Source organism: Microbacterium sp., assembly GCF_031179285.1.
GTDB lineage: Bacteria > Actinomycetota > Actinomycetes > Actinomycetales > Microbacteriaceae > Microbacterium.
Window position 1 is genome coordinate 1 of the sequence record NZ_JAPSHY010000075.1, and the last position, 2,367, is coordinate 2,367.

General features: G+C 67.7%; 3 protein-coding genes. 2 read left to right on the top strand and 1 reads right to left on the bottom strand.

From position 1 onward, the window contains the following. A partial coding sequence (locus RIN18_RS17555; protein ID WP_309105265.1) for a DEAD/DEAH box helicase occupies positions 1-770 on the top strand: 770 nt, incomplete at its 5' end. 78 nt (positions 771-848) lie between these two features. Further along, entirely contained in the window at positions 849-1,319 is a 471-nt protein-coding gene (locus RIN18_RS17560; RefSeq protein WP_309105266.1) for a hypothetical protein, read from the top strand. 27 nt (positions 1,320-1,346) lie between these two features. Here the strand turns inward: RIN18_RS17560 and RIN18_RS17565 are convergent, their stop codons facing one another. After that, positions 1,347-2,348, bottom strand: a complete 1,002-nt coding sequence (locus tag RIN18_RS17565; protein ID WP_309105267.1) for a radical SAM protein — start codon at positions 2,346-2,348, stop codon at positions 1,347-1,349. Positions 2,349-2,367: the final 19 nt, after the last annotated feature.

Sequence of the window (2,367 nt, forward strand, 5' to 3'; positions counted from 1 at the left end):
ACCTCATCGACCAGGGCAAGCTCGACCTCTCCGAGGCTCAGATCGCGGTGCTCGACGAGGCCGACCACATGTGCGAGCTCGGCTTCGTCGAGCCGGTCCAGCGCATCCTGCGTCACTGTGGTGAGGGTTCGCAGAAGCTGCTGTTCTCGGCGACGCTCGACCGCGAGGTCGCCGCGCTCGTGGACGAGTTCCTCGTCGACCCGGCGGTCTACGAGGTCGCCGGTGAGAACCAGGAGACCAGCTCGATCGATCACCGCGTGCTCGTGATCGAGCACCGCGACAAGGCGGAGGTGCTCACCTCGCTCGTGGACCGCGACGGGCAGACGCTCGTCTTCGCGCGCACCCGCGCGTACGCCGACATGCTCGCCGAGCAGTTCGAGGATGCCGGGATCGCGGCGGTCTCGCTGCACGGCGATCTGAACCAGGCCAAGCGCACGCGCAACCTGCAGAAGCTCACCTCCGGCAAGGTCCAGGTGCTCGTCGCCACGGATGTCGCAGCACGCGGCATCCACGTCGACGACATCGATCTGGTGGTTCAGGCCGACGCTCCCGACGAGTACAAGACGTACCTGCACCGCTCCGGGCGCACCGGCCGCGCCGGCCGCACGGGCCGCGTGGTGACGCTGATCACCCGTCAGCGCCGTCGCCGCATGGAGGACCTCCTGGGCCGCGCCGAGATCGACGCGCCGTTCGAGAGCGCCCAGCCCGGCGACGACGTGATCGAGGAGATCACCGGGCGGATGCCGAGCGAGGCCCAGCTGACCTCCTGACGTCTGCCACGGAAGCCGCCGCACTCGCCCTGGAAACGGGGTGGGCTCGGCGGCTTCTGTGTATGGGAGGGTGAACAGGTGCAGTGGTTGCGAGAAGCCGGGCGGAGCGGGTCCTTCTGGACGTACATTCGGGCGTTCTCTGCCTGTTCGCTGATCGGCCTGCTCATCTCGATCGCATGGAGTGGGCTCACCGGCCATAGCGGCGATTTCGCGTACGAAACCACCGTCGGGTGGCACGCAGAAGCCTTGATCGGCGACATCCGGTTTGCGGGCTTGAGCATCGCCTGCGTGCTTGTCGCGACTTTCCCCTTCGCCTTCACCCTGCCGCGCCGGGCGGGGTGGATCACTGTGTCGGCCTTCCTCGGGCCTGCGGTGGGCATGCCGCTCTTGGGGCGGCTCGTGCCCCACATCGATACGGCGCCCACCTACTACTTCACCGTGTATGTGATTGGCGGGGTGCTCGCGGGAGGCGTGGCCTCTCTGCTCTCGGCTGGTGCACTGGCGATCCTCACAGCCCGGCGCGAGGCGTCCGAGGTCGAACACGGTTGAGCTCGTCCGTGTGCCATCCCGACGCCGTCAGAACAACGTCGCCGCTGCCGCCTGCTCGGCGACCGGCGTCGTCGTCCGGGCGCGTGCGAGGCCGCGCATCCGGTCGTGCTCCTCTTCGGACTGTGCCTGCAGCCCGTGGGTGCGGATGAGCGGCCGCACCCGCTTCGCCAGCCACTGCTTGTAGCCCTTCGGCGCCTCGGCGGACATCCCGGGGTAGAGCCCGCGATAGGAGGACACCAGGTCGGGGCGTTCCCGCTCCAGCCACTGGAAGAACCACGGTTTCACTCCCGGGCGCAGGTGCAGGGCGCCGTAGACGGCATGGTCGGCGCCAGCATCCTTGATGCGTCGCAGTGCGAGATCGAGCGCGGCGATCGAATCGGTCATGTGGGGGAGAACAGGCATGAGGAAGACGCCGACCCGGAATCCGGCGTCCGAGAGTGCCCTGACGGTGTCGAGCCGTGCCTGCGTTGTCGGGGTGCCTGGTTCTATGGAGTGCTGCAGCGCGTCGTCGTACATAGCGATCGACATCTGCACATCGATGGCCACCTGTTTCGCCGCCTCCACGAGCAGCGGGATGTCGCGGCGGATGAGCGATCCCTTGGTCAGGATCGACATCGGTGTGCCGGAGTCGGCGAGGGCGCCGATGATCCCCGGCATCAGCCGGTACCGGCCCTCCGCGCGCTGATACGGGTCGGTGTTCGTTCCGAGCGCGACGGTCTCGCGCTGCCAGGATCCGCGGCGCAGCTCCCGCTGCAGCACCTCGACGACGTTCGTCTTCACCACGATCTGCGAGTCGAAGTCTGCCCCGCCATCCAGGTCGAGGTACTCGTGCGTTCCGCGAGCGAAGCAGTTGTGGCTGATGACACCGTTAGCGACGAAGTCGCCGGTTCCGGTGGTGATGTCCACCAGATCGCGCATGCCGGGAAGCGGCTCAATCGCTACGACCCTGAGATCGGCGACTGACTTCACCGCGGTTCCCTCGATAGGCAGCGGCGCGACCGCGCCCGACCCTGCCAGTCGGTTGTTCACGGTCAGGTGGGGGCGTTGT